Below are 21,224 nucleotides of genomic sequence, written 5' to 3'. Positions count from 1 at the left end.
CGATTGGGTAACATGGCGGCAGCCGGCGGGCTTCGGCCTGGCCCGCCGGTTCAGATCGACGGCCGCGCCCCCTTGCCAGGGTGAAATACAAAGAATGACTTGCCGGCCGGGCCGTCGACACGCCGTGGCAGAGACCGCAGTTGCAGTCGGAAGCTGGCAGAAGGGTGTAGAGGTATGCGAATTGCATCCGTGGAGGATGATCCGGATCAGGCCGAACTGATCCGGCAGATTTTGGGCGAAGCCGGTTTCGAATGCGAATCCTTCGCCAACGGTGCCGACTTGCTGCGCGCGCTGCGCGAGCGCGCCTACGACCTGCTGCTGGTCGACTGGCAGCTGCCGGGCACCAGCGGCTATGAACTGGTCAGCTGGGTACGGCAGAAGTCCGGCAACATGCCACCGATCCTGTTCGTCACCAGCCGCACCGCCGAGGCCGATATCGTCGACGGCCTGACGGTGGGCGCCGACGACTACATGCTCAAGCCCATCCGCGCCGGCGAGCTGGTCGCGCGCGTGCGCTCGCTGCTGCGCCGCGCCTACCCCGAGGCCGCGCAGGAAGTCGAGCTGATCCGGCGTGGCAACTATACCGTCGATACCCACGCGCGCACCATCACCGTCGGCGGCGAAGCCGCGGTGCTGTCGCCGCGCGAATATGAGCTGGCCCTGTTCCTGTTCCGCAATACCGGGCGCCTGCTGGCGCGCGAGGTGATGGAGCAGGCGGTGTGGGGCCGCGCCATGGGGGCGGGCTCGCGCACGCTCGACACGCATATCTCGCGCTTGCGCCTGAAGCTGGCGCTGCGCCCCGAGAACGGGGTGCGGCTGACCTCGGTGTATTCGCACGGCTATCGTTTCGAAGAGATTTCCGCGGCCGAAGCGCAGGCGGACGAGGACCGCGATGCGTAGGGTCGTGCGCGGTATCGCGCTGGCCGTGCTGGCCGGCGCAGCGGTGCCGGCGCAGGCCGGACCCGCGGGCGCGCAGGGCGCCGACTTCATCTACGTGGTCGAGCCGGGCGATACGCTGATCGGGCTGGCCTCGCGCTATATGGCATCCGAGCAGGGCTGGCGCACGCTGCAGCGCCTCAACGGCGTGGCCGATCCGTACCGGCTGGTGCCGGGGTCGCGCATGCGCATCCCGCTCGCCCAGATCCCGGAACAGGCGGCGTCGGCGCGCGTGGTCTATGTCAGCGGCGCGGTGCGCGCCAACGGCCGGCCGGTGCAGGTCGGCATGACCCTGGACGAGGCCGCGCGCATCGAGACCCCGGCCGGTGGCTCGGCCACGCTGGAGCTGCCGGACCGCACCCGCGTCACCTTGCCGCCTTCGACCACGGTGGCGGTCAGCCGGCTGCGCACGTTCGCGCGCAGCGGGCTGGTCGACGCCGTGATCCGCCTTGACAAGGGCGCGGCCGAGACCCGCGTGGCGCCCGAGGGCGGCGGGGTCGGCCGCTTCGAGCTGCATACGCCGATGATGGTGACCGGCGTGCGCGGCACCCGCTACCGGGTCTCAGCCGACGCGGGCGGCAGCCGCAGCGAGGTGCTGCAAGGCCGTGTCGGCGTCAGCGCCGCGCGCCCGCGGTCGGCACCGGCACCGGGGCGCGCCATGGTCGCGGCGGCGTCGCTCGAGGCCGGCTATGGCATCGGCGTGTCCGCCGGCAGCAAGCTGTCGCGACCGGTGGCGCTGCTGCCGGCACCCGCCTTGCTGCCGCCCGATGGAACCGTGCTGGGGCCGTCGTTCGAGGCGGCCTGGCAACCGGTGCCGGGCGCCGTGGCCTACCACGTGCGGGTCGCGCGCGATGCGGCGCTGAGCGAACTGGTCTGGTCCGGCACCGCCAGCGGCGCCGATGCCGCCCGGGTGCGCGTCGACGGCCTGCCGGAAGGCACGCTGTACCTGAGCGTCAGCGCCATCGACCGGCACCGGCTGACCGGCCATGATGCGCAGGCGCCGGTGTCGGTGCGGCTGAATCCGCCGGCGCCGTTCACGCAGCAGCCCGCCGCGGATGCGGTGCGCTATGCCGAGGCCGTGAGCTTCGAATGGGCCACGGTGCCGGCCGCGGCCCGCTACGAGCTGGCGCTTGCCACCGATGCCGACTTTACCCGCGACGCCGCCGTCCACGCCGCCGCCGCCTCGCCCGCCGCGCAGGCGCTGGCGCCGGGCCGCTGGTGGTGGCGCGTGCGCAGCGTCGATGCGGCTGGCCTGCCGGGCCCGTGGTCGGATGCGGTGCCGTTCCGCGTCGAGCCCAAGCCGCCGGTGCCGACCCTGCAGGACGACGGCGGCGCACTGCACATCGGCTGGCCCGATGGCGGCGGCGGTCCCGGCTACCGGGTGCAGCTGGCGGCCGATGCGGGCTTCGCCACGCTGCTGGCCGATGAACACACCGCCAGCAACGCCATCGACCTGCCGCGCCCGACGCCGGGCGTCTATTTCATCCGCGTGGCGCGCGCCGCGCCGGGCGTGGCGCCTGACCCGGCCGCGTTCTCGGCGGCGCAGCGCATTGAAGTCATCGCCATGCTGCGCGACGGGCAGGGCGGTGCAATCGGCTCGGGCGACCGGCCGGACGGCGGTGGCCGCATCCGGCTCCGCTGACACAGCCGGCGCGCCCGGCACGCGCGCCGAGCCGCGTGCGCCGGGGCGCGCCTTCGGCCAGCGCACGCTGGTCGAATGGTGCCTGCTGGCCGTGGCGGTGCTGGCGCTGGTGATGCTGGCAGCGCGCCAGGGCTGGACCGAACGCGCCGACCTGGCCGCCTACGACATCGCCATCGGCGCCCAGCATCACCCCGCCCGCGACGACATCGTCATCGTCGGCATCGACGACGCCAGCATCACCGCCATCGGCCGTTGGCCGTGGCGCCGCGCGGTGCTGGCGCAGCTGATCGAACGCATCGCCGCCGGTGGCCCGCGCGTGATCGGCGTCGACGTGATCCTGGCCGAACGCGATACCCGTTATCCGCACGACGATGCCGTGCTGGCGCGCAGCATGGCGCTGGCCGGCAACGTGGTGCTGCCGGTGCTGGCCGAGCCCGGCTCCGCCGGCATGCTGGTGCGCTATCCGCTGGCCGGGCTGGGCGCCGCCGTCGGCCATATCAACATGGTGGTCGATACCGACGGCGTGGCGCGCCAGGTCTACCTGCGCGAAGGCCCGCACCCGGTCGCCGCCGCCGGCGTGCCGCACCTGGCCGCGGTGATGGCGGGCTTCGGTCGCGCCGGCGCGTTGCCCGTCGGCGTGCACCACGAGCCGGCCGTGGTCACTGAAGCCAACGGCTGGGAACGCAGCGGCCGCCTGCGCATTCCGTACGCCGGCCCGCCCGGCACCTTTGCCCGCGTGTCGGTGCGCGACGTGCTCGAGGGCCGCATCGATCCGGCTAGGTTTGCCGGCAAGGCGGTGCTGATCGGCGCCCTCGCCACCGGCATGGGCGACGTGCTGCCGACCCCGGTCTCGCGCGATGGCCGCGGCATGAGCGGGGTCGAGATCCTGGCCAACACCGTGCAGGCGGTGAGCGACGGCGATGCCATTGTCGCGGTATCCCCGGCATGGCAGGCCGGCGGCACGCTGCTCGCGGTGCTGCTGGCCGCGCTGGCCGCGCTGCGGCTGCCGCCGCGCGGCGCGCTGGTCGCCACCGGGCTGCTGCTGGCGGGCCTGCTGCTGGGCTCGCTGGCGCTGCTGGCGCTGGCGCGGCTATGGTTCGCCCCGGCCGCCGCGGTGCTGGGCTGCGTGCTGTTCTATCCGTTGTGGAGCTGGCTGCGCCAGGAAGCGGCGCTGCGCTTCCTCAGCGACGAGCTCGCGCGGCTCGAGCGCGAGCCCGGGGTCATGCACGCGCCGCGCCATCCCGGCGCCACGCTCGACAGCCGCATGCGCGCCGTCTACGGCATGAGCGCGCAACTGCGCGGCCTGCGCAGTTTCCTCGCCGACGGTCTCGAAAGCCTGCCCGATGCCACCGCCATCTGCGACCTGGATGGCGGCGTGCTGCTGGCCAACCGGCGCTGCGTGGCGCTGGCCCCGGCGGTGCTGGCGCGCGTACCGGAGGGGCCTGCGGCGCCGGACCTGCCGCGTCCCGGCATCCGCGCGCTGATCGAGGCGGTGTGCCCGTCGCCGGCACCGGCGCTGGCCTACTGGCAGGCGCTGCACGATCGCTACGCCGGCGCGCCGGTCATGCCGGCACCGGTGCCCGAGGGCGGCATCGAAGTGTCCGGGCGCGGCGACCGCCGCTACCTGCTGCATGGCGCGCCGCTGCACGGCGAATCCGGCGCCGTGGCGGGCCTGATCGTCAGCGTGATCGACATCACCGCGATGCGCCTGGCGGAGCGCCAGCGCGAGCAGATGCTGCGCTTCCTCTCGCACGACATGCGCTCGCCGCAGGCGTCGATCCTGGCGCTGATCGAACTGGAAGAGCGTCGCGCGCATCAGGCGGGCACCAGCGCCGGCACCAGCGCCGGCACCGGCGCGGGCGACGGCGCCGCGGCCAACGGCGTGCTGGCCCGCATCGCCGCGCATGCGCGCCGCACCCTGACGCTGGCCGACGATTTCATCAGCGTCGCGCGCGCGGAGTCGAAGGCGCTGGCTTTCATGGAGGTGGAGCTCGGCGGCCTGGTGCTCGACGCCACCGACCAGTTGTGGGCGCTGGCCAAGGCACGCGAGGTGTCGTTGCAGATCGACCTGCCCGACGACCCCGCGGTGCTGCAGGGCGAACCCGCGTTGCTGGTGCGCGCCATCGCCAACCTGGTCAGCAATGCGATCAAGTTCAGCCCAGCGGGCGCGACCGTGACGGTGTCGCTGACGCGCGCGGCGGAGCGCTTCGTGGTGGCCGTGCAGGACCATGGGTCGGGCATTGCCGAGGCCGACCAGGCCCGGCTGTTCGAGCCGTTCGCGCGGCTGCACGAAGGCCGGCAGGGCGCGCCGGAAGGGACCGGTCTGGGCCTGGTGCTGGTGCGCGCCGTGGCCGAGCGGCATGGCGGCCAGGCCAGCGTGCGCAGCCAGCCCGGCATGGGTGCGGTGTTCCGCATCGAACTGCCGCTTTCGCCGACCTTGCCCACCCCGCCATGACCGCGGCGCAACGCGCGACGCGTGCAGAGGCGCTGCCTGTTACGGCCGCCGACACAATTGTTGGCAGTCGCGAACGAGGGATTTGCGTAGCATCGGGGCACCGCTGGAGCCGCATCCGGTGGTCTTCACGCCCACGCCAGCTCCCCCTCGGCTGTAACTGGCGTGGGCGGCTTTTTTGTCCCCAGGTGCGAAACCGAGCGCGAAACCAAGCGCGAAACCAAGCGCGAAACCAAGCGCGAAACCAAGCGCGAAACTAGGCGCGAAACGTCAGGGTAAAGCGCGTCTTGCCCGCCTCAGACGACACGCCGATGGCGCCACCGTGCGCGGCGACGATGGCCTGCGTGATCGCCAGCCCCAGCCCCAGTCCCGCGCCATCGGACTCAGGCCGCGCGCGCGATTTGTCGGCGCGGAAGAAGCGGTCGAACAGCACGGGCAGCAGCTCCGGCCGGATGGTCTCGCCTTCGTTCTCGACCACCACCTGCACCGCGTCGGCGACTGGCGTGATGGCCACCACGATGCCCTTGCCCGCGGGCGTATGCCGCAGCGCATTCGACAGCAGGTTGCTCAGCGCCCGGCGCAGCATCAGCCGGTCGCCGGTGATGCGGCCGCGGCCGCGCAGCGTGAGCCGCACGCCCTTGTCCTCGGCGAGCGCATCGTAGAAATCGAACAGCGCCTCGACTTCATCCGCGACCTCGATCGGTTCCGCGCTGGGCAGCGTGATGCCGTGCTCGGTCTTGGCCAGGTACAGCATGTCCGAGACCATGCGCGACAGCCGCTGCAGCTCTTCCACGTTGGACGCCAGCACATCGCGGTAGCGCGCCGCATCGCGCGGCTGCGACAGCACCACCTGGGTCTGCGTCATCAGGTTGGTGATCGGCGTGCGCAGCTCGTGCGCCAGGTCCGACGAGAATTCCGACAGGCGGGCGAAGTCGCGCTGCAGGCGCTCCAGCATCGCGTTGAGGGTGGCGGCCAGGTCCGCCATTTCCACCGGCACGGCGTCGACCGGCATGCGTTCGTCCAGCTTGTGCGCGGTCACGGTGCGCGCGCGCGAGGCCATGGTGCGCAGCGGCGACAGCCCGCGGCGCGCCGCCCACCAGCCCAGCAGCCCGCTCGCCAGCGCCGCCAGCGTGCCGTAGAAGGCCAGCGTGCTGCGGAATGCGTGCAGGAAGTGGTCATGCAGTGCCGTGTCCATGCCGACCAGCACCTGCAGCGTGCCCGGCTGGCCCCCTGCCGGCGCCACCGCCAGCTGCGCGCGCAGGCCGCGGTAGCTCTGGCCATCCTGTTCCCAGGCAAACGCGTCGTTTGCCGCCGGCACCCGCGCGGCGGCCGCCAGCGCCGGGCCGAAGTCGAAATCCCGCGTGGCGTACAGGCGCTTGCCATCGGCGCCACGCACTTCGGCGACAAAGCCGGCATGGTGCTCCAGCGCCGGCCCCAGGCGTTGCGGCAGCGACGCCGCCGGGCCTTCGGCGGCGATCTTCTCGATCAGCCGCACGTTGTCGCCCAGCACGGCATAGTCCTCGTCGGCGAAATGATCGTCGATCGCCAGCCAGATCAGCACGCCCAGGCCCAGCAGCACCGCCGCCGACGACAGCGAGAACAGGATGGTGAGCCGTGCCGTCAGCGACAGGCGGGGCGTCATGTGGGCCGCTCGTCGTTTGCCGGCGGCGCCTCTGCTGCGTCGGCGGCTTCGGGCGACTCGAGCACATAGCCCATGCCGCGCACGGTCTGGATCAGGCGGGCCTCGAAGCCGTCGTCGATCTTGGCGCGCAGGCGCCGGATGGCGACGTCGATGACATTGCTGTCGCTGTCGAAGTTCATGTCCCACACCTGCGAGGCGATCAGCGAGCGCGGCAGCACCTCGCCGCGGCGGCGCGCCAGCAGTTCCAGCAACGCGAACTCCTTGCTGGTCAGCGTGATGCGGCGGCCGGCGCGCGTGGCGCGGCGGCGGGTCAGGTCCAGCACCAGGTCGGCCACCTGGATGCGGTCCAGCGTCATCTGCGCGGTGCCGCGGCGCAGCAGCGTGCGCACCCGCGCAAGCAGTTCGGAAAAGGCGAACGGCTTGACCAGGTAGTCGTCGGCACCCAGTTCCAGGCCCTTGACGCGGTCGGCCACGCTGTCGCGCGCGGTCAGGAACAACACCGGCACGGGGTTCTGCCCCGCGCGCAGCGCCTGCACGATGCGCCAGCCATCGACGTCCGGCAGCATCACGTCGAGGATGACCAGGTCGTAGGGCTCGGTCATGGCCATGTGCTGGCCGTCCAGCCCGTTGCGCACCAGGTCGACGACGAATCCCGCCTCGGTCAGCCCCTGGCGCAGGTATTCGCCGGTCTTGGACTCGTCCTCCACCACAAGCAGTTTCATCAGCACTTTCCTTACGCGATCGGCCCGGCCGATGGCTCTTCATGACGGCCAGGCAACTCTACGCCGGCGTTGCCGGCGCCAACATGACCGCAAGATTACCGGATTGTCATGTTCCGGTCAGACCGCGGTAGGGTGGCGCTGGCTACGCTTGGGGTGCCGACTAACCGAACCGACGTGACATGCGACGCCATCCAAGCCCCGGCCGCCCAGCGCTGCCTCTTCTGCTGCCTGATCCGCTCTCCGGCTTGCCGGACCTCCGGCGCCGCCGCTTCGTGCAGGGGCTGGCCGCCGGTGGCGTGGTGGCCGGCCTCGGGCTGGGCGGCAGCGCCTGGGCGCAGCATGCGGGGCACGGCGGCGGCGCGCGCGACGGGCAGCCGGCGCCGGCGGGCAGCGGTGCCGGCCCGGTGCTGCGCGGCACCGAGTTCGACCTGGTGATCGGCGAAGCGCTGGTCAACTACACCGGCAAGCCCACCATCGCCACCACCATCAACGGCATGCTGCCCGGCCCGACGCTGCGCTGGCGCGAGGGCGACACCGTCACCATCCGCGTGACCAACCGCCTGCGCGAGGCCACTTCGATCCACTGGCACGGCATCATCCTGCCCTACCAGATGGATGGCGTGCCCGGCATCAGCTTCCCGGGCATCCCGCCCGGCGAGACCTTCACCTACCGCTTCAAGGTCGCGCAGACCGGCAGCTACTGGTACCACTCGCACTCCGGCTTCCAGGAGATGACCGGCGTGTACGGCGGCATCGTCATCGATCCGGCCTCCGGGCACGAGCGCGCGCACGCCGACCGCGACCATACCGTGCTGCTGTCGGACTGGACCGACGAAGATCCGATGCGGGTGCTGAACAAGCTCAAGATCCAGGGCGACTACTACAACTACAACCAGCCCACCGTGGTCGACTTCTTCCGCGACGTGTCGCGCGACGGGCTGAAGCAGGCGCTGGACAAGCGCCGCATGTGGAACCAGATGCGGATGAACCCGACCGACCTGGCGGACCTGTCGAGCGCGACCCTGACCCACCTGGCCAACGGCGTCACGCCGGCGGGCAACTGGACCGGCCTGTTCCGCCGCGGCGAGACCGTGCGCCTGCGCTTTATCAACGGCTCGGGCAACACCTTCTACGACGTGCGCATCCCCGGGCTCAAGCTGCGCGTGGTGCAGGTCGACGGCCAGGACATCGAGCCCGTCACTGTCGACGAATTCCGCTTCGGCCCGGGCGAGACCTGCGACGCCATCGTCACGCCGCAGGACGACGCCTACACCCTGTTCGCGCAGTCGATGGACCGCACCGGGTATGCGCGCGGCACGCTGGCGGTGCGCGCCGGACTGTCGGCGCCGGTACCCGCGCTGGACCGGGCCGAATGGCTCACCATGACCGACATGATGGGCGCGATGACCGGCCATGGCGGCCACAGCGGCGACAGTGGCCACAGCGGCGACAGCGGCCACAGCGGCCACAGCGGCCACAGCGGCCACAGCGGCCACAGCGGCGACAGTGGCCACGGCGCCCACGCTGGCCATGGTGCCATGCGGATGGCCGGCATGGACCACGCCGGCATGGACCACAGCCAGCACGCCATGGCGCCCGCCGATGCGCTGCGGGTGCCCAGCAAGACCGCGCGCCATGCCCGCACCGAATACGGCGCCAGCACCGACATGCGCGTCGACATGGCCCGCACCAACCTGGACGATCCTGGCATCGGCCTGCGCAACAACGGCAGGCGCGTGCTGACGCTGGCCGACCAGCACACCATCGGCGGGGCCATGGATGCGCGCGGGCCGGGGCGCGAGGTCGAGCTGCACCTGACCGGCAATATGGAGCGTTATACGTGGTCGTTCGACGGCGTCGAGTTTGGCAAGTCCACGCCGATCTACTTCAAGCATGGCGAACGGCTGCGCGTGATCCTGCACAACGACACCATGATGACCCACCCCATGCACCTGCATGGCATGTGGAGCGAACTGGAGGCGCCCGACGGCAGCTTCCAGGCACGGCGCCACACCATCCCGGTGCAGCCGGCGCAGCGCATCAGCTTCCTGGTCACGGCCGATGCCGTGGGGCGCTGGGCCTGGCATTGCCACCTGATGCTGCATATGGATGCCGGCATGTTCCGCGAAGTGGTGGTGGCGTGATGAAACCAGCTGAACTGTCGATTTTCATGCCCGGATACAAGAAGACCGTGCTGGCCATGGCGCTGGCGCTGGGCGCCATCGGCGCAGCCTTTGCGCAGGACCCGCATGCCGGCCATGCGCACGGCCACGGTCAGCAGGCCGCGCCCGCCACGCCTGCCACGATGCAGGGCGTGGACCACAGCCAGATGCAGGACATGGACCACAGCCAGATGCAAGGCATGGACCACAGCCAGATGCAGGGCATAGACCACGGCCAGGTGCAAGGCATGGACCAGCCGGAGATCCAGACCATGGACGGCGCCAATGCGCCGCCGCAGGAGTCGGCCGCGGCGATGGACCATGGCGACATGAAGATGCAGGGCGGCAGCGCGCCGCCCGACGCGCGCGATCCGCACGCCTACTCCGGCGGCTACCAGCTCGGCGTCGGCCAGTATGCGCTGGGCGACAAGCGCCAGCTGGTGATGGCCGACGAGCACCTGTTCGCGTCGGTGCTGGTCGATCGCCTGGAGTGGGCCCATGCCAACGGCCACAATGCCGCCGCCTACGAGGCGCAGGCGTGGTTCGGCAACAGCTTCGACAAGCTGGTGCTCAAGGCCGAGGGCGAGGCCTCCAGGGGCAAGCTGCACGAAGCCCGCACCGAACTGCTGTGGGGCCACGCCGTGGCCAGCTACTGGGACACCCAGCTGGGCCTGCGCAACGACGCCGGCAGCGGGCGCCCGGCGCGCAACTGGCTGGCGTTCGGCGTGCAGGGGCTGGCGCCGTACTGGTTCGAGGTCGACGCCACCGCCTATGTCGGCACCAGCGGTCGCACCGCGCTGCGGCTGTCGGCGGAGTATGAGCTGCTGCTGACGCAGCGGCTGATCCTGCAGCCGCGCATCGAGGCCAATCTCTACGGCAAGAACGATCCGGAAGCGGGCATCGGCAGCGGCTTGTCCAACGGCGCCGTTGGGCTGCGGCTGCGCTATGAGTTCAGCCGGCAGTTCGCCCCGTATATCGGCGTGGAGCGCTACCAGACCTTCGGCAATACCGCGGACATGGTCCGCACCGCCGGCGGCAAGTCCGGCGAAACGCGCTTCGTCGCCGGCGTCCGCGTCTGGTTCTGATGCGCACTCACTGGTCACGACAATTTCTACATCCCTCAGCGGAGACTACCATGCAAGCCAATCGCCCCCTGATCCACGCCATGATCGCGGCCATCGCCGCGCTGGCCAGCAGCCTTGCCTTCGCGCATCCCAGGCTGGAAGCGTCGACGCCCGCCGACAAGGCCGAGGTGCCGGCGCCGCAGAAGATCGAGCTGCGCTTCTCCGAGAACCTGGTCACCCAGTTTTCCGGCGCCAACCTGGTGATGACCGGCATGCCGGGCATGGCCAGCCATGCGCCGATGAAGATGGCCGTTAAGGTCTCGGGCAGCGATGACCCCAGGACCATGGTCATCACCCCCACGCAGCCACTGCCGCCGGGCAGTTACCGGGTGGACTGGCGCGCGGTCTCGTCCGACACCCATCCCGTCAATGGCAACGTCACGTTCACGGTGAAGTAATTGGCGCAGCCGGAATGGCTGGCCGCGGGGCTGCGCCTGGCGCTTTATCTCGACCTTGCGCTGGTATTCGGGCTGCCGCTGTTCTGCCTCTACGCGCTGCAACGGGACGAACGTGCCGGCCGCTTCGCGCGCCGTTGCCGGGCGCTGGCGCTGGCTGGCGCCGGGGCAGGCATCGCGCTGTCGATGCTGGCGCTGGTCGAGATGGCGCGCGCCATGACCGGCGCGTCGGACTATGCCGCCCTGCAGGCCCATGTGCTGGCGATGATCGTAACCGGCACCGATTTCGGCGTGGCCTGGTGCGTGCGCGTGGCGGCGCTGCTGTTGTTCGTGCTGGCCGGCATGAACCTGCGCCGCCTGCTCCGCTTGCGCGCGCCCTGGGCCGTGCTGGCCGCGTCTGGCGGCGTGGCGCTGGCCACGCTGGCGTGGGGCGGGCATGGCGCGATGCACGACGGCGCGCTGCGCTACCTGCACCTGGCCTCGGACGTGGTGCACCTGCTTGCCGCGGGCGCATGGGTAGGGGCGCTGGCGGCGTTCCTCCTGCTGGCGTGGCCCGGGTCGACGCCACGCGGCCAGGCCCTCGCGCTGCTGAGCCGCAGCGCCAACGGCTTCGCCCGCATCGGCACGTGCATCGTCGCCTTGCTGGTGGTCACCGGCGTGCTCAACTACTGGCTCATCGTCGGGCCGGCGATGCCGGAATTCGCGCCGATGTCTTACGGCGGGCTGCTGGCCGCCAAGCTCGCGCTGTTTGCCACCATGCTCGCGCTGGCGGCGGCCAACCGCTTTGCGCTGGCGCCGCGGCTGGAAGCGGCCGCGCGCGCCGGCGCGCAAGGCCCGGCGCTGCAGGCAGTCCAGGCGCTGCGGCGCAGCCTGCTGCTGGAAGCCGCCACCGCCGCGCTGGTGCTGGCGCTGGTGGCGGTGCTGGGCATGCTGTCGCCGATGCCGGCATGACCGGCCGCGCTTGCGGCCGTCATGCCGCCGCACGGCTTCAGACGTAGGCGATCAGCCGTCCGGCGCAGATCACCAGCAGCCAGGCGGCAATGGACAGGACCGCATTCAGACGTGCGCCGGCAGGCGGTGCCGCGTCCGCGTCCCAGCCGCGCTCGCGGTCGTGCAGGCTGCGGCCTGGTCCGGCGTGGAACCACAGCACGTTGCCCAGCGCCAGCACGATCAGGCCCAGCTTGGCGAGGAATGCAGGGTTGCCGGCCAGCTCGTCGGCATGGGCCACGAACAGCAGCACGCCGCTGGCCGCGACGGCGATGAAGGCGCCGACGGTGAAGGGCAGCGCATGGCGCAGCAGCAGGCTCACCGGCAGCCGCCGGCCCAGCCCTGCCAGCCGCATGTCGACCACGAAGATGGAGCCGAACAGCAGCGCCATGCCGGCGAGGTGGATGATCTCAACCGCGGGATAGGCCCAGGCCGAACTGCGCAGCGCCGTCGCCAACGGCAGCCGCGCCAGCGCGCCGGCCCATTCGGTCCATGCGGTGAAGAGCGCCGGCATGTGGCGTGCCGGCTCAGCGCAGCTCTACCGTCTTGCCGTCCACGGTGATGCGCTCGGCGCGCAGCTCGTCCGGTTTTTCCTTGCTGGCGTAGCCGACCAGCGTGACCTCGCGGCCCACCGCGACCTTGTCCGAGGTGGCGCCGCGCGCTTCCATGCGCGACACGGGGGCCAGCACCGCCAGCCAGCGCTTGCCGCCGGCGTCGATGCGGATGTGCGCGTGCGGGTTCTCGTAATGGCTTTCGACGATCTTGCCGGTCAGCGTCATGGGCCTGGTCTCGTCATAGGTGGACCAGCCGTGATGGGCGATGGCCGGCACCGCCGCCATGGCCAGAGTGGCGGCGCACAAGGCGGGGCGGAACAAGGCGGGGCGGAGCAGGGCGGGACGGAACAGGGCGCGGATGCTGGGCATGGCGGGTCTCCGGTCAGGACAGGTGCAGTATAGGCGCCCCTTCCCGTCCGTGCCGTCCGTGCGGCCGCGCCCGCCCGTCCGTCCGTGCCCGCCCGTGCTTCAGGGCTGCCCGCGGCAGGTGTCGGCGCGTTGCACCAGCCGGCGCAGGCTCGCGCTGACAGGCTTGAGCGCGGCGCGCTCGGCCGTGAGCGCGAGCGCCAGGTTGCCGCTGCCGCTGCGCAGCGCCGCTTCGAGCAGGGTCAGCCCGATCACGTCGCGCTGCGCGTGGCTGCCGCCGAAGCGGTGGGCCACCAGGCGCACCGGCATCAGCAGCTCGATCGCGGTGGCGTAATCGCCCTGCGCGAACGCGATCAGCGCATCGGCCACCGGCAGCCCCACCTCGCGCGACATCATCGCGTTGGTGCCGTTGCCCAGCGCGGCCCGCTCCAGCGCGGCGCGCACGTGGTCGGCCGCCGCGGGGCGCTGCGCGCCCAGGCTGGCCATGACCGCATGCACGTCGTTGAAGGCGTAGTAGCCGGCCGCGCCGCGGCCGAGCCAGTCATCGGCCACCGCATGCCAGCGCCGGCCCACGTCCACGCCGCGCAGGTGCAGCCGCCACAGCAGCGCGGAGGCGTCGACCAGGTCCAGCGCGATCGCCGGCGCGGGCCGGCTGATGGCGCGGTCGTACAGCGCCAGCACCTCATCGGTCCGGCCGTCTTCCAGCAGGAACAGCGCCAGGTGCCACCAGTTATGCACCGCCAGCATGTTGTCGTCGGCCCAGTCCTGGCGGCGCCCTTCCAGCCAGGCAATGCCGTCAGCGAGCCGGCCCTGCATCTCCATCACGTGCGCCACCGCGTGTACCGCCCACGGATCGCGCGGCTGGCATTCCAGCGCGCGCCGTCCGGCCTCCTCGGCGCGCTCGTAGAGCTGGGTCTCTTCCAGGCCGAAGGCGTGCATGCCGAGCACGAAGCCGTAGCCGGGCATGCCGGCGTCCCAGTGCGGCAGGGCCTGCGACACGCGGTCGCGCAGCATGGTCGACTGGCCCAGCAGGAAGTCGCCCAGGTGCGCGGTCTGCAACGCCAGCAGGTCGCGTGGATAATCGATCACGATGTCGCCATAGCAGCGCACGGCGCGCTCGAAGTCCCCGTCGAGCCAGGCGCGCGCCGCGGCGATATGGCGGCGCTCGCGCTCGTTGGCGCGGGCGTGCAGGGCTTCGCCGGCCTCGACGCTCTGGCGCAGCATGGGCTCGGCGGCGCCGTCGCCGGAGGTTACCATCAGCGCGGCGCGCAGCGCGTGGCCCATGGCGAAGCCCGGGTCGTCGGCCAGCGCCGCGTCGATCACGGCGAGCGGGTCGCCGTAATAGCCGTTCAGCAGGCGCAGGGCGGTCTCGTACTGCGCCACCGAGCGCGCGTTCAAGGTCGAGACCGCAAGGTCCCTGGAATCCGTCAGTGCCATGACCGTCTCCGTGCGCCCGCGCGGCAGCGGGCTGTCACGAACCATCGTAGACGGCAAAACGCCCGGTGTAACGGACGCGGCGCGGTGCGGCGCACCATGCCTGCGCGCGGCGCGGCCCAGGCGCGATATGCCGCCGCCGCCATACCGGCGGCGCGTGTCGGTTAAACTGCCGCATCCCCAATCACGACCTCGAGAGCAGGCCTTCCATGAAAACACTCGCGCTTTTCCTTGGCACCCTGACCCTTGCCGGCGCCGCCTGCGCTGCCGGACCGGCCGCTTCGGCGCCTGCCGCCGCCCCCGCCGCGGCGCCGCAGACGCTGGCGTCGGGCATGACCATCCAGCACCTGATCAAGGGCACCGGCGCCTCGCCCAAGGCCACCGACACGGTGCAGGTGCACTACCGCGGCACGCTTGCCGACGGCACCGAATTCGACAGCTCGTACAAGCGCGGCCAGCCGATTTCGTTTCCGCTCAACCGCGTGATCCCATGCTGGACCGAGGGCGTGCAGGCCATGCAGGTGGGCGGCAAGGCGCGCCTGACCTGCCCGCCGGGCACCGCCTACGGCGCGCGCGGCGTGCCGGGCACGATCCCGCCGAACGCCACGCTGACCTTCGAGGTGGTGCTGCTGGGCATCGGCAGCTAAGCGCCTCAGCGCGGTGCCTGCGGCTGCGCGGGCGCGGGCGTGCCGGCGGCGGCTGGCGCTGCCGGTTGTTCGGCGGCGTCTTCGTCGTCGCCGTAGTCCGGCAACGCGGTGTTCTCGCCAAGCAGGTAGCGCCGCCGCTGCAGGTATGCGTCGCGCACAAAGGCGTACCGGTCCAGCGCCGCCAGCTTGAGCAGGTCGGTGGCGCCAAGCAGGTTGGTGCGCACGTCGATCACATTCATCCCGAACAGCGAATTGCGCACCGCCGGCTCGGCATAGGTGGTGGGATCGAACCAGAAATTCACATACAGGCCCGCGCCGTCGCGCAACGAGCTCGGGCCGAACACCGGCAGCACCAGGTAAGGCCCCGACGGCACGCCCCACGTGCCCAGCGTCAGCCCGAAGTCCTGCGCGTGCTTCGCCAGCCCGGCCGGCGTGGCGATATCGATCAGGCCGCCAAGCCCCAGCACGGAATTCATCGCTACCCGCATGAAGCTTTCCGCTGCCGCCACGCCCTTGCCCTGCAGCAGGTTGTTGGCAAAGTTGCCGATGTCCGCCAGGTTCGAATAGAAATTGCTGACCGCCGTGCGCACGGGTTCCGGCGTTGCCGCACGGTAGCCCTTGGCCACCGGCGTGGCGACATACTGGTCCAGCTTGTCGTTGACGGTAAAGATGGCGCGGTTCATCGGCTCCAGCGGATCATCCGGGCTGGCTTGCGGGCCGGTGGCGCAGCCCGCGAGCACGGCTGCGGCGAGGGCGTTCGTGGCGAACGTCGGAAAGCGAAGCGGAACAGGCATCGAGGCAGGCAGGGTCGGTTGCGCCGACAGGGAAAGGGTTCAGGGCCGGGCCGGCCGGTCCGGTCCGTGCGGGCCGTCTTCACGCGGACGGCCCATCAGGATCGGCTGGAAGAACACCGCGCCGACCAGCGTACAGGCCAGGGCCAGCGCCAGCAGCTTGCCCATGCTGGCGGTGCCGGGATGCCGCGACAGCCACAGGCTGCCGAAGGCGACCGCGGTGGTGGCGGCGCTGTACAGCACGGCGTGGGTCAGGCTGGACTGCAGCAGCTGGGTCTTGCCGTGCCGCCAGGCAATCACGTAGTAGATCTTGAAGGCCACGCCCACGCCCAGCAGCAGCGGCAGCGCGATCACGTTGGCAAAGTTCAGCGCAATGCCGAACACCACGCACAGCTCCAGCGTGACGATGGCCGACACCAGCAGCGGGATCAGCGTGCGCAGCACGTCGCCGAAGCGCCGCAGCGTAATCCACAGCAAGATGGTGATCGACAGCACCGCCCATGCGCCTGCCTGCGCGAACGCGGTCATGATGGTATCGGCCGAGCCCCGGATCGCGATCGGTCCACCGGTGGCGGCGGGCGCCACGCGCTGCACCGCGGCGATGAAGCGTGCCAGCGCGGCTTCGCGCTGCGCGCTGGCGGGCGGCGGCAGGTGCGGGCTGACGCTGACCAGCGCGCGCCCGTCCGGGGCCATCCAGTCGCGCACCAGCTCGGGCGGCAGTGTCTGCTGGCTGACCGCTTGCGGCGCCAGTGCCAGCTTCAGTCGTGCCAGGGCCAGCTGCAGCGGCAGGGCGATGGCGCGCTCGGCGCGATCGCGCATGGGCGCACCGGCTGCGGCCAGCTTTTTCAGCGTGGCGGCGAGGTGCGCCGCTTCGGCGGCGCCAGGACCGGGATGCTCTTCGGCGGCGATAGCCAGCTGCCGCGCGGCATTGCGCAGTGCATTGACGCGTGCGCCGTCGCTGGCGGGCGCCGCGGTCGGCTGCGTCAGCGCCGGCATCAGCGCGGCCGAGGCCTGGCCGATGGCCTGCAGCTTGGGCGGCTGGTCGTCTGGGATAAAGCTCTGGAGCGTGACCGCGCGCGCGACTTCGGGCAGCGCCGCGAGCTGGCCCGCAAGCGCGTGCGCGGCCGGCAGCGACGGCGCCAGCACGCTGACATCGTCGGTGCCGGCCTGCGGTGCGTCCTGCAGCGCCAGCAGCGTGGCCATCGATTCGGACTGCGGATCCTTCAGGTGCAGCGGGTCGAAATCGAAGCGCAGGTGCGGCAGCAGCGGCGCGCCCGCGAGGATGGCGAGCAGCGTCACCAGCAGCACCGGCTTGCGATAGCGGTCGAAGAAGCGGTCCGCCGGCGCCAGCCAGGCAAAGCCCGGCGAGGCCGATTCGCCGCCGGGCCTGAGCACCGCGATCAGCGCCGGCAGCAGCGTGAAGGTGGTGGCGAACGCCACCATCATGCCAACGCCGGCGATCAGGCCCAGCTCGGCCACGCCGCGGTAGTCGGTGGGCAGGAAGCAGAAGAACGCCGCCGCCGTCGCCGCGGCGGCCAGTGCCAGCGGCGCGCCGACGGCGCGCGCGGCCAGCCCCAGCGCATCGACGATATGGTCGCGGTCATGGCGCTCGGCACGGTAGCGCACGCCGAACTGGATGCCGAAGTCCACGCCCAGCCCGACGAACAGCACCGCGAAGGCCACCGAGATCATGTTCAGCGCGCCCACCATGGCCAGCCCCAGCGCGGCGGTGATCAGCAGCCCGGCGAACAGGGTCGCCAGCACCGCCACGATCAGCCGCGCCGAACGCAGCGCCAGCCACAGGATCAGCACCACTGCCAGCACGGTCAGCACGCCGTTGAGCACGGCACCCTCGCTGACCGAGGCGAATTCATCGTCGGCCAGGGCCTGCGGGCCGGTCAGGCGCACCGAGGCCTGGTAGCGCTTCGCCAGCCGCAGTTCGTCCGCGGCGTGCCGGATCGCGCGCGCGGCCGCGGCGCCGGCCTTGAGGTCGCTGTAATCGAGCACGGGGCTGAGCGCGACATAGCGGTAGACCAGGCCGTCCGGGCCGGGCTTGAGGCTGTCGTCGAGCAGCGCGGCCCACGACAGCGCGGCGGGCTTGCCGGCCAGTACCCGGTCCAGCGTGCGCGCGCTGCTGCCCAGCAGGCCGGCCATGTCGCCCAGCTTGACCTGTCCCATCTGCAGCGGCAGCGCCAGCGTGGTGGCGAGTACATCGGACAGGCCGCGCAGCGTCGGGTCATGGGCGAGGGCGTTGACCAGCGGGCGCGCCTGCATGAGCTGCTGCGTCAGCTGTCGGACCTCGTCGGTGCCGGCGAAGAGCAGGCCATTGCGCGCGAAGAATGCGCCGCTGCCGGGCTGGCTGACCGCGGTGAAACGCGCCGGTTGGTGGCGCAAGGCTTCGGCCAGCGCATCGGCGGCGGCATCGGCCAGCTCCGCGGCCGGCGCCTGCACCACCGCCAGGATCATCTGGCCGCGCTGGGGAAAGGCCCTGTCGATCGCCTCGTCGCGCAGCGCCCAGGGCGCGTCGGAATCCAGCAGGCGGCCGATGTCGGTGTTGATGGCGAAGTTGCGGGCCACGTAGACGCCGCTGGCGGCCGTCAGCAGTGCCGCCAGCAGGATGACGCGCCACGGCCAGGCGGTGGCAAGCCGGACGATGCGTGTCAGCAGCGAGGTCAGCATGGACGGATCCGGAAGGAGCACGAACCGCGAGTATATCGGCTGGCGCCGTGCCGCATGCGCCATGCGGCGCCGGCGCGGCCGCGATGCGGGCCGATCCGCTATACACTGTCAGCCGGTGCCGGCCGTGCGTTGCGGCGCCGCCGCCCGCACCGTCTTCCGTCATTTCCCCGCTCTTGCATCCATGACGATTCACCGTTTGCTTTCCGTGGCGCCGCTTGCAGCGATGGCCATGGCCTGCGTCGTGCACGCCCAGGCAGTCCAGCCTGGCGACCTGCGCGCCAGCCCCGAGCGGCTGGTGCAGGCCGCGGTGGAGGGTGTGATCGGCACCATCCAGTCGCAGCCCGACACCCGCGCCGGTGATCTCGGCAAGATCACCGCGGTCGTGCAGAAGCAGTTCCTGCCCTACACCGATTTCCAGCGCACCACGCGGCTGGCGCTGGGCGGCGCGTGGCGCACGGCCACGCCGGAGCAGCAGCAACAGCTGTACGAGCAGTTCCAGACGCTGCTGGTGCGCAGCTACGCGGTCTCGCTGGCACAACTGCGCGAGCAGAACGTCAGGTTCCGCTACCAGCCGGCCAAGGCCGCCAGCGGCGCCACCGATGTGGTGGTGCAGACGCGGGTGATCAACAATGCCGACGAGATGCAGATCGACTACCGGTTGCAGCGCACCGCGACCGGCTGGAAGATCTATGACATCAACATGATGGGGGCGTGGCTGATCGAGGTGTACCGCAAGCAGTTTGCCGACATCGTCGCGCGCAACGGCATCGACGGGCTGGTGAAGTACCTGACCACGCACAACGCGCGCCAGGCGTCGGAGATCTGAGCGGGGCGCCGGCCGCGGCCGCGCTAGGGACGTCCGCTCCCGGGCACGGCCCGCGCGCGGCGCCAGCGGCGCAGTTCGACCCACTGCCATGACAGCAGCGCCGGCACCCCGAACAGGATCTCGCGCGCGCGCTTGACCAGCGCCAGCGCCAGCGCCACCTGGGCGTCGAGCCCGAGCACCTGCCCCAGCAGCAGCACCACGGCTTCCTGCACGCCCAGCCCGGCCGGCACGAAGAAGGCGATGTGGCGCGCGGCCTGCGTCAGCGACTCGATCGCCAGCGCCTGCCAGAACGGCACCGGATGGCCAAGCAGCCACAGCGCCAGCCAGATCTCCAGCGTGCCGCTGAGCAATCCGGCCAGTTGCCAGCCCAGGGCCCTGGCCAGTTCGCGGCGGCGCCCGTTGAGGGCGCGGATATGCGCGTCCAGGCGCGCGCCGTCGATCATCGCGACGATGCGGTGGTCGGCGCCGAACAGCCGGCGCGCGGCGCCTTCCAGCTTCTCGAACAAGGCGGCGTGGCGCAGCGACAGCGCGAACAGCACCGGCACCGGCAGCGACAGCAGCAGGCCGGCCAGGATGATCCACGCGCTGGCGCTCTGCCGCAGCGCGGCCACCAGCACCAGCACGCCGGTCGCCGCGAACAGGTATTGCGAGAACATCGTCAGCATCACTTCGACCACCACGCTGGCGGTGACCGCTGTGGTGTCGCGGATGCGCAGCCGCGTCAGGCGGATGCCGACCAGCTCGCCGCCCACGCCCACGGTGGGCAGCAGACGGCCCACCGCCTCGCGCACCGCGGCGACCCACCACAGGAAGCCGACGCCGGCACGTTCCTCGGGATCGGCGGAGGTCAGCAGCACGCGCCAGCCCTGCGCGTCGAGCAGCAGCGGCAGCGCGTGCAGCGGCACCAGCAGCAACAGTGGCCAGCCGCCCTGGGCCATCACGGCGGCGATATCGCCGGCGCCCTGGTGGACCACCAGCGCGGTCAGCGCCAGCAGCCCGAGCAGTCCGGTCAGGTAAGCCAGGCGTTTCATCGGCACGCGTCAGCAGAAGGTCCTGCCGCCGAGCACATCGGCAAAGCCGCCGCGCCGGGGGGCCGCGCGCTCCAGCGCCGCGCGCACGCGCGGCGACAGCAGCGCCGCGAGTTCGTCGGCGTGGCGGTAGCCGTGCATCGACGGCGCGATCGCCGCGCCGGACACCACCGCCGGATGCAGGTAGATCTCGCCCACGCCAGCGGGCAGTTGCGCCAGCGCCTGCAGCAGCGCCGTCTCGTCCATCTGGCCGCTGCGCGCGATGCCGACCACGTAGTCGTTGTGCGCAACGCCGGCGCGGTCCAGCCGGCGGCGCAGCAACGCCAGCCACGGGCGCAGCAGCCACGGCGCGCCCGCCTCGCGCGGCAGCCGCATCGCGCGCAGCCCGTACTCGCGCCCGATCGACAGGATCAGCGACAGCACGGTCGGATGCAGGTGGAAATGCTTGTGGGTATTGACGTGGTCCAGCGCCAGGCCGGTGGCGGCGAAGGCCTCGAACTGCGCGCGGATTTCGGCCGCGAGCTGGCGCCGCACCGCGGGCAGGAAGAAGAAGCGGCAGCCGTCCAGCGCCATGGCCGAGCCGAAGCGGCCGTGCGCGTCGACCAGCGCCGGAATGCGCGCGCGCGGCAGCGTGGCCGCGCCGTCGGCCAGCACCACGTGCAGGCCCACTCGCAACGCCGGCAGCCGGCGCGCGCGCGCCACCGCGTCCGCCACCGCGGGCGCGCCCACCATCAGGCTGGCGGCGTTGAGCACACCGTCGCGGTGGGCCAGTTCCACCGCTTCGTTGACTGCCGGGTGGAGCCCGAAGTCGTCGGCGGTGACGATCAGCGCGCGTTG

Annotated in this window: 18 protein-coding genes; 9 read left to right on the top strand and 9 right to left on the bottom strand. The window is 71.6% G+C overall.

The window, feature by feature from the left end; all coding sequences use genetic code 11:
* The first annotated feature begins 174 nt into the window (after positions 1 to 174).
* From A3AG_RS0115975 to A3AG_RS0115965, 3 genes are read left to right on the top strand one after another with little or no spacing between them, the layout of a single operon-like run.
* Positions 175 to 900, top strand: coding sequence for a response regulator transcription factor (locus tag A3AG_RS0115975; RefSeq protein ID WP_018006383.1), 726 nt, complete (start codon positions 175 to 177; stop codon positions 898 to 900).
* Positions 893 to 2,578, top strand: a complete 1,686-nt coding sequence (locus A3AG_RS0115970) for a FecR family protein (protein WP_018006382.1) — start codon at positions 893 to 895, stop codon at positions 2,576 to 2,578. The genes A3AG_RS0115975 and A3AG_RS0115970 overlap by 8 nt, the downstream gene beginning before the upstream one ends.
* On the top strand, positions 2,556 to 5,033 hold the full coding sequence (locus A3AG_RS0115965) for a CHASE2 domain-containing protein (RefSeq protein ID WP_018006381.1): 2,478 nt from the start codon (positions 2,556 to 2,558) through the stop codon (positions 5,031 to 5,033). The genes A3AG_RS0115970 and A3AG_RS0115965 overlap by 23 nt, the downstream gene beginning before the upstream one ends.
* 253 nt (positions 5,034 to 5,286) lie before the next feature.
* Here A3AG_RS0115965 and A3AG_RS0115960 read toward each other — a convergent pair whose 3' ends face one another.
* The gene (locus A3AG_RS0115960) at positions 5,287 to 6,672 is read right to left on the bottom strand and encodes a heavy metal sensor histidine kinase (protein ID WP_018006380.1); all 1,386 of its coding nucleotides are present in this window, start codon (positions 6,670 to 6,672) and stop codon (positions 5,287 to 5,289) included.
* Positions 6,669 to 7,394, bottom strand: coding sequence for a heavy metal response regulator transcription factor (locus A3AG_RS0115955; protein ID WP_018006379.1), 726 nt, complete (start codon positions 7,392 to 7,394; stop codon positions 6,669 to 6,671). The genes A3AG_RS0115960 and A3AG_RS0115955 overlap by 4 nt, the downstream gene beginning before the upstream one ends.
* Positions 7,395 to 7,573: 179 nt before the next feature.
* Here A3AG_RS0115955 and A3AG_RS0115950 point away from each other — a divergent pair, with 179 nt between their 5' ends.
* Genes A3AG_RS0115950 through copD form a run of 4 tightly spaced genes read left to right on the top strand, consistent with a single transcriptional unit; the run spans position 7,574 to position 12,026 of the window.
* Entirely contained in the window at positions 7,574 to 9,538 is a 1,965-nt protein-coding gene (locus A3AG_RS0115950) for a copper resistance system multicopper oxidase (RefSeq protein ID WP_240619855.1), read from the top strand.
* Positions 9,539 to 9,564: 26 nt separating this feature from the next.
* A complete protein-coding gene (locus A3AG_RS0115945; RefSeq protein ID WP_018006377.1) occupies positions 9,565 to 10,641 on the top strand; it encodes a copper resistance protein B in 1,077 nt (358 codons plus the stop codon).
* 50 nt (positions 10,642 to 10,691) lie between these two features.
* A complete protein-coding gene (gene copC, locus A3AG_RS0115940; RefSeq protein ID WP_018006376.1) occupies positions 10,692 to 11,078 on the top strand; it encodes a copper homeostasis periplasmic binding protein CopC in 387 nt (128 codons plus the stop codon).
* Complete coding sequence (gene copD, locus A3AG_RS0115935) at positions 11,079 to 12,026, top strand: copper homeostasis membrane protein CopD (protein ID WP_018006375.1); 948 nt, start codon at positions 11,079 to 11,081, stop codon at positions 12,024 to 12,026.
* Between the two features lie 37 nt (positions 12,027 to 12,063).
* On the opposite strand, the gene A3AG_RS0115930 is transcribed toward copD, so the two are convergent.
* The 3 genes from A3AG_RS0115930 to A3AG_RS0115920 all read right to left on the bottom strand — a co-directional run bounded on the left by A3AG_RS0115930 (position 12,064) and on the right by A3AG_RS0115920 (position 14,419).
* Positions 12,064 to 12,576: a DUF6644 family protein gene (locus tag A3AG_RS0115930; RefSeq protein WP_018006374.1), complete on the bottom strand. Its 513-nt coding sequence runs from the start codon at positions 12,574 to 12,576 to the stop codon at positions 12,064 to 12,066.
* 13 nt (positions 12,577 to 12,589) lie between these two features.
* On the bottom strand, positions 12,590 to 12,985 hold the full coding sequence (locus A3AG_RS0115925; RefSeq protein ID WP_018006373.1) for a DUF6152 family protein: 396 nt from the start codon (positions 12,983 to 12,985) through the stop codon (positions 12,590 to 12,592).
* A gap of 99 nt (positions 12,986 to 13,084) precedes the next feature.
* Entirely contained in the window at positions 13,085 to 14,419 is a 1,335-nt protein-coding gene (locus A3AG_RS0115920; protein WP_018006372.1) for a tetratricopeptide repeat protein, read from the bottom strand.
* A 206-nt stretch (positions 14,420 to 14,625) separates the two neighbouring features.
* Here A3AG_RS0115920 and A3AG_RS0115915 point away from each other — a divergent pair, with 206 nt between their 5' ends.
* A complete protein-coding gene (locus tag A3AG_RS0115915) occupies positions 14,626 to 15,063 on the top strand; it encodes an FKBP-type peptidyl-prolyl cis-trans isomerase (RefSeq protein WP_018006371.1) in 438 nt (145 codons plus the stop codon).
* 5 nt (positions 15,064 to 15,068) lie between these two features.
* On the opposite strand, the gene A3AG_RS0115910 is transcribed toward A3AG_RS0115915, so the two are convergent.
* Positions 15,069 to 15,857 (bottom strand): MlaA family lipoprotein, encoded by a 789-nt coding sequence (locus A3AG_RS0115910; protein ID WP_018006370.1) that lies wholly within the window; start codon positions 15,855 to 15,857, stop codon positions 15,069 to 15,071.
* 39 nt (positions 15,858 to 15,896) lie between these two features.
* Positions 15,897 to 18,533, bottom strand: a complete 2,637-nt coding sequence (gene hpnN, locus A3AG_RS31685; protein WP_035848974.1) for a hopanoid transporter HpnN — start codon at positions 18,531 to 18,533, stop codon at positions 15,897 to 15,899.
* A gap of 181 nt (positions 18,534 to 18,714) precedes the next feature.
* Here hpnN and A3AG_RS0115900 point away from each other — a divergent pair, with 181 nt between their 5' ends.
* Positions 18,715 to 19,359, top strand: a complete 645-nt coding sequence (locus tag A3AG_RS0115900; RefSeq protein WP_018006369.1) for an MlaC/ttg2D family ABC transporter substrate-binding protein — start codon at positions 18,715 to 18,717, stop codon at positions 19,357 to 19,359.
* 23 nt (positions 19,360 to 19,382) lie between these two features.
* Here A3AG_RS0115900 and A3AG_RS0115895 read toward each other — a convergent pair whose 3' ends face one another.
* Together A3AG_RS0115895 and hpnK are read right to left on the bottom strand one after the other, a co-directional pair.
* Entirely contained in the window at positions 19,383 to 20,390 is a 1,008-nt protein-coding gene (locus tag A3AG_RS0115895; protein WP_018006368.1) for a lysylphosphatidylglycerol synthase domain-containing protein, read from the bottom strand.
* 9 nt (positions 20,391 to 20,399) lie between these two features.
* Complete coding sequence (gene hpnK, locus A3AG_RS0115890; RefSeq protein ID WP_081610737.1) at positions 20,400 to 21,215, bottom strand: hopanoid biosynthesis-associated protein HpnK; 816 nt, start codon at positions 21,213 to 21,215, stop codon at positions 20,400 to 20,402.
* Positions 21,216 to 21,224 lie beyond the last annotated feature (9 nt).

Origin of the sequence: Cupriavidus neocaledonicus, from assembly GCF_000372525.1 — a bacterium.
GTDB lineage: Bacteria > Pseudomonadota > Gammaproteobacteria > Burkholderiales > Burkholderiaceae > Cupriavidus > Cupriavidus neocaledonicus.
Note: the sequence above shows the minus strand (reverse complement) of the source record. Positions and strands in the feature narration are given on the sequence as shown.

Bases quoted from the DNA above. Each gene is read 5' to 3' on its own strand.
- A3AG_RS0115975 (WP_018006383.1), top strand. From the start codon at position 175: ATGCGAATTGCATCCGTGGAGGATGATCCGGATCAGGCCGAACTGATC.
- A3AG_RS0115970 (WP_018006382.1), top strand. From the start codon at position 893: ATGCGTAGGGTCGTGCGCGGTATCGCGCTGGCCGTGCTGGCCGGCGCA.
- A3AG_RS0115960 (WP_018006380.1), bottom strand. From the start codon at position 6,672: ATGACGCCCCGCCTGTCGCTGACGGCACGGCTCACCATCCTGTTCTCG.
- A3AG_RS0115955 (WP_018006379.1), bottom strand. From the start codon at position 7,394: ATGAAACTGCTTGTGGTGGAGGACGAGTCCAAGACCGGCGAATACCTG.
- A3AG_RS0115950 (WP_240619855.1), top strand. From the start codon at position 7,574: ATGCGACGCCATCCAAGCCCCGGCCGCCCAGCGCTGCCTCTTCTGCTG.
- A3AG_RS0115945 (WP_018006377.1), top strand. From the start codon at position 9,565: ATGCCCGGATACAAGAAGACCGTGCTGGCCATGGCGCTGGCGCTGGGC.
- copC (WP_018006376.1), top strand. From the start codon at position 10,692: ATGCAAGCCAATCGCCCCCTGATCCACGCCATGATCGCGGCCATCGCC.
- A3AG_RS0115930 (WP_018006374.1), bottom strand. From the start codon at position 12,576: ATGCCGGCGCTCTTCACCGCATGGACCGAATGGGCCGGCGCGCTGGCG.
- A3AG_RS0115925 (WP_018006373.1), bottom strand. From the start codon at position 12,985: ATGCCCAGCATCCGCGCCCTGTTCCGTCCCGCCCTGCTCCGCCCCGCC.
- A3AG_RS0115920 (WP_018006372.1), bottom strand. From the start codon at position 14,419: ATGGCACTGACGGATTCCAGGGACCTTGCGGTCTCGACCTTGAACGCG.
- A3AG_RS0115915 (WP_018006371.1), top strand. From the start codon at position 14,626: ATGAAAACACTCGCGCTTTTCCTTGGCACCCTGACCCTTGCCGGCGCC.
- A3AG_RS0115910 (WP_018006370.1), bottom strand. From the start codon at position 15,857: ATGCCTGTTCCGCTTCGCTTTCCGACGTTCGCCACGAACGCCCTCGCC.
- hpnN (WP_035848974.1), bottom strand. From the start codon at position 18,533: ATGCTGACCTCGCTGCTGACACGCATCGTCCGGCTTGCCACCGCCTGG.
- A3AG_RS0115900 (WP_018006369.1), top strand. From the start codon at position 18,715: ATGACGATTCACCGTTTGCTTTCCGTGGCGCCGCTTGCAGCGATGGCC.
- A3AG_RS0115895 (WP_018006368.1), bottom strand. From the start codon at position 20,390: ATGAAACGCCTGGCTTACCTGACCGGACTGCTCGGGCTGCTGGCGCTG.